Genomic DNA, 7,952 nt, shown 5'->3' on the forward strand with positions numbered 1-7,952 from the left:
CTGAAACGGAGTCGCAGGACCGGGGCGCCGGCAAGACGCCGCGACGAGACAGACGGCACCGGCCGGGGGAGGCGCCCGGTCGATGCCGCGGGGCGCCGCGGGGATCGGATCCCGCGCGTATCATGGCCGACACAGGGTTCCCGCGGCGTCCCGCGTCCCTCGTCGCGTCACCTGGGCCATGCCCCCGGCGCAACAGGCGCGCGGGGACGATCACCCATGTCCGAGGACAGGCCGACATCCCGATGGGCCGGAGCGCGGCGCGCGGATCCGAAAGAGCCCTCCCGCCGCAAACGCGATTCCTGGCGCTCGCCATCCAGGTCCGCTTCGAGGCTCCGCAGGAAAAGGGGCACGGACCGGATCGCCGGCTCCCAAGCCGCCGCGCCTCAGGCCGACAGCGGCGCACGCGGCTCGGTGTGGTCGAACAGCCGGGGCGGCGGGATCGCGTCCCGTGCACCCATCCGCGCGACGAGGTGGTCCGCGACCCGCAGGGCGTTGGCGATGATCGTCAGCGTCGGATTCACGGCGCCGATCGACGGGAAGAAGCTGGCATCGGTCACGTAGAGGTTGTCGAGCTCGTGCGTTTTGCAGTCCCGGTCGAGCACCGAGGTCGCGGGATCGTCGCCGAAGCGCAGGGTGCCGGCCTGGTGGGCCGTCCCGCCGATGGGGACGTTTTTGCCGAGATAGAGCGACCGGTCGAACAGGTGCGGATGAATGTCGGTGACGCTGCAGATCTCGCGCAGCTTGTGCCGCAGCCGCCTGTGGGCCTCCTGATTCGTTTCGGTGAGATCGAGATGGACCTTGCCGTCCCGATAGTAGACCCGGTTCTGGGGCAGCGGCACGTCTTCCGATGTCAGCCAGAAATCGATGGAATGCCTGGCGATCCAGTCGAAGGGCCTGTCGGGAAACCATTGCAGGAAGCCGGGCAGGCCCTCGCCGTGGATCTGGGCGCCGTCCGACTTGCCGACCATCTGGATGTGGCCGAGGGGGAAATCCCAGCCGTCCTTCGGGTCCGGATCGCCGAAGTAGAAATCGTTGAGGCCCAGCGTCTTCTGGAACCGGGTGGGGTTCGGGACCTTCGAGATCGCCAGGACGGTCGAGTTGTTGTGTCGCATGTAGTTGCGCCCGACCTGATCCGACCCATTGGCGAGGCCGTTCGGATGCTGCGCGTTGGCCGAGCGGAGCAGCAGCAGCGCCGAGGAGAGGGCGCCGCAGGCGACCACCACGATGTCGGCCGACGCCTCGAACGGAGCACCGTCCCGGTTTCCGATGACCCCCGTCACCGAGCGCCCCGACGGATCGGTGACGAGGCGCTCGATGTAGGTGCGGGTCAGGAGGGTCAGGTTCGGGCAGTCCCGCAGGGCGGGATCGACCACCATGGTCTGGGCGTCGGACTTGCCGTTGGTGGGGCAGGGGAAGCCGTCGAACGATTCGCACTTGATGCAGGGCGAGGTCGGGACCGCAYGGCCTTCCCTCTCCACAAGCCGCACGCCCACCGGCAGGTGGAACGGGTGATGGCCGGCATTCTTCAGGTTGTCGAACAGCTCCTGGATCCGCGGCTCGTGCGAGACCGGCGGATGGGCGTAGGGCTTCGTCGACCACGGCTCGGTCGGATCCTCGCCGCGCAGGCCGTGGACGTGGAACAGCTCCTCGGCGGCCTGATAATACGGTTCGAAGGCGTCGTAGCCCACGGGCCATGCCGGCGCGACGCCGTCCTGGTGGCGGATCTCGGAGAAGTCCTTCTCGCGCAGGCGGAAGAGGACCGAACCGTAGAATTTCGAGTTCCCGCCGACGTAGTAGTGCAGGCCCGGGTGGAAGCTCTTGCCGTCGGACGAGTACCACGTCTCCTGAGCCTGGTAGTAGCCATCGACGATCACCGCCTGACTGTCCCAGTTGCGCGGCTCGCGCAGCAGGTAGTCGCCGCGCTCGATCAGCAGGATGCGCTTGCCGGTCTGCGCGAGGCGCCAAGCCATCGTGCCGCCGCCGGGTCCGGAACCGACGATGATGACGTCGTAGTGCTCACCGGGCATGTGCCGTCTCCGTCCGGGCCTCTGTCCAGGCAGGCAACTCGCGAGCCGTTGTTCGGATCACGCCGCTCCGGTGTTTCGGACGCACCGTGCCGGCATCGGCGGAAACCCGCCGATGCCGGCAACCGCCGGTTAAGCGCCTTTCCCAACGCCGCCTTCAGCTTCGCCTGCGATCCTGCCCCGGACCGGCCTGCCGCCGGGGAGGCCGGAATGACCGACACGATGGCGCTTGTCCTGGCGCTCCCGATCGCAACCCTGCTGGCGCTGGGCGTCTGGTGGATGCGGGGGACGCGGCGCGCGGAGAGCGAGGCCGAGCGGCTGCAGGATCGCATCTGGCGGATCAGCGAGAGCGAGGACCGCTACCGGGCTCTGGTGGCCGCCACCACCGAGATCATCGTCCAGCGGGATGCCCGCGGGCGCATCACCTATGCCAACGAGGATTTCGCCCACCTGCTCGGACAGGAGCCGATCGCGCTGATCGGCTCGCAGGCCGATCTGGAGATCGTCGACCGGCACGCCGTCGAGATCGGGCCGGATGGGGTCCGCCGCACGGAGGCGCAGGTCCGCACGGCGGACGGCCGCCTGCGCTGGTTCGCCTTCGTGGAGATGCCGGTGGCGCACGGCGATGCGATGCACTGGCTGCGGGCCGGCCGGGACGTGACGGCGCGGGTCGAGGCGATCCGCAGCCGCGACGCCGCCCTGGAGCGGGCCGAGTCGGCGAGCGTGGCGAAGTCCCGCTTCCTGGCGACCGTGAGCCACGAGATGCGCACGCCGCTCAACGGCATCCTCGGCATGGCCGACCTCGTGCTCGGGACCGACCTCGACCCCGAGCAGCGCACCTACGTCGAAGCGGTGCGCACCAGCGGTCAGGCCCTCCTCGGCCTGATCGACGGCGTCCTCGACTTCTCGCGGATCGAGGCCGGACGCCTCGATCTGGCGGATGAGCCCTTCGATCTGCCGGCGCTCGCGGAGGGCGTCGTCGAGTTGCTGGCGCCGCGGGCGCAGGACAAGGGGATCGAGATCGCCCTCGACGTCGCCGAGGACTTTCCCGCCGCCGTGGTGGGCGATGCCGACCGCGTGCGGCAGATCCTGATCAACCTCGCGGGGAACGCCATCAAGTTCACCGAGCGCGGCGGCGTCGGCGTCAGCCTCGGCTTTACCCGGAGCGAGGCCGGCGGCGAGGTCGTGCTCGCCGTGGCAGATACCGGCCCGGGTATTCCAGAGGACCGGCTTCCGATCCTGTTCGAGGAGTTCGAGCAGGGCGACGGCAGCTCGAGYCGGAGCCATGAAGGCACCGGCCTCGGCCTCGCCATCACCCGGCGGCTCGTGACCCGCATGGGTGGCCGGATCGAGGCCGATTCACGCCTCGGGCGGGGCTCAACCTTCCGGGTGGCGCTGCCGCTGGCCGACGTCGCCGGCACCGAGGGCGACCGGCCCTTGCCGCTGCCGCCCCTCGCGGCGCGGCGCTGCCTGATCGTAGCGGATTCCCCCTTTCAGGCGCCCTATTTGGCGCGCAGCCTGTCCCGGGCCGGGGCCGCCACCGTGATCGTCGACAGCCTGGATTCCGGCCTCGACGCCCTGTCGGGCGCCGCCTTCGACGTGGTTCTGGCCGACCGGGCGCTGGGCGACGCGGCGGTCCGGCAGATCGCCGATGCGGCCCGCGCCTGCGGCGTGCGCACGAGCCTCGTCCTGCTCTCGCCGTTCGACCGCCGCGAATTCGGCGCCCCCGGCGCGGCGGGGTTCGACGGCTATCTGATCAAGCCGGTCCGCCCCCGCTCCCTGTTCGACCGCCTGCTCGCATCGGACGGCCCGATCGAGACCGCGACCGTCCCGCCCGCGACGCCGTCGCGAACCGGCAGCGGCCTGCGGGTCCTGCTCGCCGAGGACAACCCCATCAACGCCCTGCTGGCGACCCGGGCGCTGGAGCGGCTCGGCGCCGTGGTGGTTCATGCGGTCGACGGCATCGAGGCCCTGGACCGTCTGGACACGGAGGGTCCGTTCGACCTGGCGCTGATCGACGTGCGGATGCCGCGCCTCGACGGGCACGAGACCGCCCGGCGGATCCGTGCGGCCGAGTCGGGTGGGTCCGAGCGGCTCCACCTCGTGGCCCTCACCGCCAATGCCGGCCGCGAGGACGAGATCGCCGCCCGGGCGGCGGGCTTCGATGGATTCCTGGCCAAGCCGCTCAACCTGAAGGTCCTCCCGGCCCTGCTGGAGCGCCGCTCCGCCCAGGCGGCATGACCGGGCGCGTTGACAGACAGGCGCATCCCGCGCCAACAGGACGCCCATGTCGACAGCCCACCCCCTGCCGCCCGCTCCGCGCTCGTCCAGCGGCGCGCTCGCTGCCTGGGGCGTGGCCGCTCTGGTGATCGCCACGGTGCTGATCGGCGCCCTGGCGCCGGCCCATCACCCGGCGCCGGCTCGCGCATTGGCCGAGGATCCGACCTGTCTCGAGTGGAGCGACGGCTGCATGGTCTGTCAGCGGCTCGCCGAGGGTCCAGCCTGCTCGCTGCCCGGCATCGCCTGCCAGCCCGGCACCCCGCAATGCCTGCGCCGCCGCGACGGGTGACCCGGCACGCCCGCGGACGGCCGCCCGTCTGCGGGCATCGCCCCGATGGCCCATGAGCCTCACTGTGCCCGTCCTGCGCTTCGCGCCGAGCCCGAACGGTCGTCTGCACCTGGGCCACGCCTACTCGGCGCTGCTCAATGCCGAGCTCGCGACCCGGATGGGCGGACTCTGCCGCCTGCGGATCGAGGACATCGACCCCGAACGCTCGAAGCCGGACCTCGTCGCGGCGATCGTCACCGACCTCGCCTGGCTCGGTCTGACCTATCCCGAGCCGGTGCGGCGTCAGTCCCGATACATGGAGGCCTATCGCGCCGCCCTCGACAGCCTGATCGGCCGCGGGCTCGCCTATCCCTGCTTCTGCTCGCGGGGGCAGATCCGGGCGCAGATCGGAACGCGTGCCGGCCCGCGGCGCGATCCGGACGGGTCAGCGCTCTATCCCGGCACCTGCCGTCACGCCGACCCCGCGGTGGTGACCGAACGGCTCGCCCGCGGCGATCCGCATACCTGGCGCCTCGACATGGCGGCCGCCCTGCGCTGCGCCTCCCGCGGACACGCCTACCTCGCCTTCGACGAGACCGGCGAGCGCAGGATCACCGCCGATCCGCTGCGCTGGGGCGATGCCGTGATCGGCCGCCGGGACGTGCCGACGAGCTACCACCTCGCCGTGGTCCATGACGACGCCGCGGAAGCGATCACCCACGTGGTCCGCGGCCGTGACCTGGAGGCGGCCACCGACCTGCACGTGCTCCTGCAGGATCTGCTCGGCCTGCCGAGGCCGCGCTATCATCACCACCGTCTGCTGCGCGATCCCGCCGGCGCGAAGCTCGCCAAGTCGCGCGGCTCGCAATCCCTCGCCGACCTGCGGCACGCCGGCGAGACGCCCGAAAGCATCCGCGCCCGTCTCGGCTTCGCCTGAAGGCGCGCCTCAGCGCACGGCCGCATCGCGTTGGGCGAGGGCCGTGGCACTCTTCGACTTCTGCATGGTGGCGTCGATCTGCTCGCGCTGGCGCTTGAACTCGGCGAGCAGCCGCCCGTCGAGTTCCCGGCCGCGGGGAACACGGATCTTCATCGGGTCGACGAAATGGCCATTGATGATCACCTCGTAATGGAGGTGGGGGCCGGTCGAGAGGCCGGTGGACCCGAGATAGCCGACGATCTGCCCCTGGCGGACCTTGACGCCCTCGCGGATGCCGCGGGCGAACCGGGACATGTGGTTGTAGGTGGTGACGTAGCCGTTGACGTGCTGCAATTCGACCCGATTGCCGTAACCCGAGGTCATCTCGGACCGGATAACCACGCCGTTGCCCGCCGCCATGATCGGCGTTCCGATCGGGTTCGCCCAGTCAACGCCGGTATGCAGCTTGGCGTAGCCGAGGATCGGGTGGCGCCGATAGCCGAAGCCCGAGCGCATGATGCCTTCGGCGATCGGCTTGCGCAGGAGGAACTTCTTGAGGGACCGGCCCTGGTCGTCGAGATAGTCGATCGTGCCGTCGTCCGGAGATTGGAACCGATAGACCTTGCGGGTCTCGCCGCCGAGCGTGAGCGCCGCGTAGAGCAAGTCCGGCCGGTCGGCGCTGGCCTCGTCGTCGTAGCTGTAGAACACGTCGAGCCCGTCGCCGCTGCCGATGCGGCGCTGGAAGTCGAGGTCGTAGCTGAACACCCGGACGATGTCCTCGACGGTGGCCCGCGGCAGGTCGTGTCGGGCCGCGGTCTCGTAGAGGCTCTGGTAGAGGCGCGGCCCGGAACCGGAATCCGCGTCCTCGTCGTCACCGGCGTCGGCCTCGGCCTGGGGCTGCGGCTTGGCGGCGGGCGCCTCCTCGGCGGGGGGCGCCACCGAGACGAAGGCGCCCCGGTCGTTCAGGGCGGCGATCCCCTCAATGCCGTTCTCGCCGTAGAGCACCACGCGGGTGACCTGGCGCGGATCGCCCGGACGGGGTCCTGGGGCGACCTGGACGCGCATCGGCTGGCCCTCGCTGAGCGCAGCCGTGCGGGCTTTGCCGCCAAGCGCCGCGACGATGCCGCGGATCGCGTCGTCGCCGGCAACACCTGTGGCCTTGAGCGTGGTCTCGAGGGTCTCGCCGCGCTTCAGGGCGAGATCACGCTCCTCCACGAGCGGCGCCTCATTCGGCTTCAGTTCGACCTTCGCGACCTTGGTGACGTTCTCGGGGACGACCAGCACCTCGATGGACTTGAACGGATTTGCATCCTTCGGCGCCGCACCGTCACCATCGCCGGCCGCGCCCTGCTGGAGCGTCCGCGACAGCATGATCTGGGGCGCGATCGGAATGGCGGCGCGACGGCCCGCTTCGGCCGCGATCCGGCGCTCCTCCTCGACCTGAGCGGTGACGTCGTCGTCGGTGAGCGCTGGCGCGTTGGCGTCCACGGACGCGTCGGCGAGGTCGCGCTTGACCACCGTCACCTCGGCCCCGGGGGCATCGGCAGAGGCGTCGGGCGCGCGCTCCAACGGCTCGTCGGAGACGAATTTCATCGGATCGAAACGCGGCGGCTCACCTGCGTAGACGCCGGTGGTCATCGACAGGGGTGTGCTCAGCCGGACGAAGGCCTTGGCCTTGATGATCTCGCGATCCCCGAGGCGGACCGTGACCGGCGCACGAAAGCTCTGTTTGGCCGACGCGATCATCAGGTTGCGCACGAGTCGGTCGCCCTTCCGGGCGATGTTGGCGCCGCTCTCGCTCGGCTGAGGCCGGGGCACGATCGTCGCCTTCTCGGGGATGGCCGCGAAGGAGATGTCGCCCTGCAGGGAAACGTGGAGCGCCGCCGCGATCAGACCGGCGCCGGTCAGCCCGGTGAGGCTGCTGGCGCAGAGCCAGCGCAGGTTGACGGCACGCCGGTCGATCTGCGTCGCGGTAGCGCCCAGGTGATTCAGGGGCTCCTGAACCCCGCGTCCGGGGGAAAGGGCGGCCACGTCGCCGATCTTGAGTCGCTCGCGCTTCACTCGAAGGCCCTGAGAAGACGAAGGCGATGGGGCCTGCCTGGAGGATCCGGAAATCCGCGGCGGGACTCTAGCCGAGCCGGGCGCGACCGGCGCGCCAGACGGATCCATCTCACGGCGCAGCGTGTCGAGATTGAGGCGCGACATCGCGCGATGCGTCCGCGCGCGCGGACACCTCCCTCCGACACCGGCCACGCGAGAGGGGAGGGGGGAAGAGTCAGGGCGAAGTTTTTTCAGAAAGGCGTTGACGGCCCGGAATGGTGGATCTATACCCCGGCTCATCGGCGCCGGCCGCGGGAGTGGACCGGGCGCTGAGCCATCTTCTGACAAGCGGCGGGATTGGCCGGCGGGATTGCCGGGCGGTTTTCTGTTTGCCTTTGATGAGCCCTGGGAGACTGGGGTGATC

General features: G+C 70.5%; 5 protein-coding genes. 3 read left to right on the top strand and 2 right to left on the bottom strand.

Annotated features, from left to right (window positions below):
• Nucleotides 1-383: 383 nt before the first annotated feature.
• A complete protein-coding gene (locus AC1DXK_RS29230) occupies nt 384-2,027 on the bottom strand; it encodes a GMC oxidoreductase (RefSeq protein WP_477299594.1) in 1,644 nt (547 codons plus the stop codon).
• Nucleotides 2,028-2,234: 207 nt separating this feature from the next.
• Between AC1DXK_RS29230 and AC1DXK_RS29235 the strand changes: the two genes are divergently transcribed.
• Genes AC1DXK_RS29235 through gluQRS form a run of 3 tightly spaced genes read left to right on the top strand, consistent with a single transcriptional unit; the run spans nt 2,235 to nt 5,509 of the window.
• Nucleotides 2,235-4,265: an ATP-binding protein gene (locus tag AC1DXK_RS29235; RefSeq protein WP_457108796.1), complete on the top strand. Its 2,031-nt coding sequence runs from the start codon at nt 2,235-2,237 to the stop codon at nt 4,263-4,265.
• Nucleotides 4,266-4,311: 46 nt separating this feature from the next.
• Complete coding sequence (locus AC1DXK_RS29240; RefSeq protein WP_457108797.1) at nt 4,312-4,593, top strand: hypothetical protein; 282 nt, start codon at nt 4,312-4,314, stop codon at nt 4,591-4,593.
• A gap of 52 nt (nt 4,594-4,645) precedes the next feature.
• The gene (gluQRS, locus tag AC1DXK_RS29245; protein WP_477299595.1) at nt 4,646-5,509 is read left to right on the top strand and encodes a tRNA glutamyl-Q(34) synthetase GluQRS; all 864 of its coding nucleotides are present in this window, start codon (nt 4,646-4,648) and stop codon (nt 5,507-5,509) included.
• A gap of 9 nt (nt 5,510-5,518) precedes the next feature.
• Here the strand turns inward: gluQRS and AC1DXK_RS29250 are convergent, their stop codons facing one another.
• Entirely contained in the window at nt 5,519-7,549 is a 2,031-nt protein-coding gene (locus tag AC1DXK_RS29250; RefSeq protein WP_457108799.1) for a M23 family metallopeptidase, read from the bottom strand.
• Nucleotides 7,550-7,952: the final 403 nt, after the last annotated feature.

It is taken from the genome of Methylobacterium sp. P3_A11, from assembly GCF_056403155.1.

Bases quoted from the DNA above. Each gene is read 5' to 3' on its own strand.
- gluQRS (WP_477299595.1), top strand. From the start codon at position 4,646: ATGAGCCTCACTGTGCCCGTCCTGCGCTTCGCGCCGAGCCCGAACGGT.
- AC1DXK_RS29240 (WP_457108797.1), top strand. From the start codon at position 4,312: ATGTCGACAGCCCACCCCCTGCCGCCCGCTCCGCGCTCGTCCAGCGGC.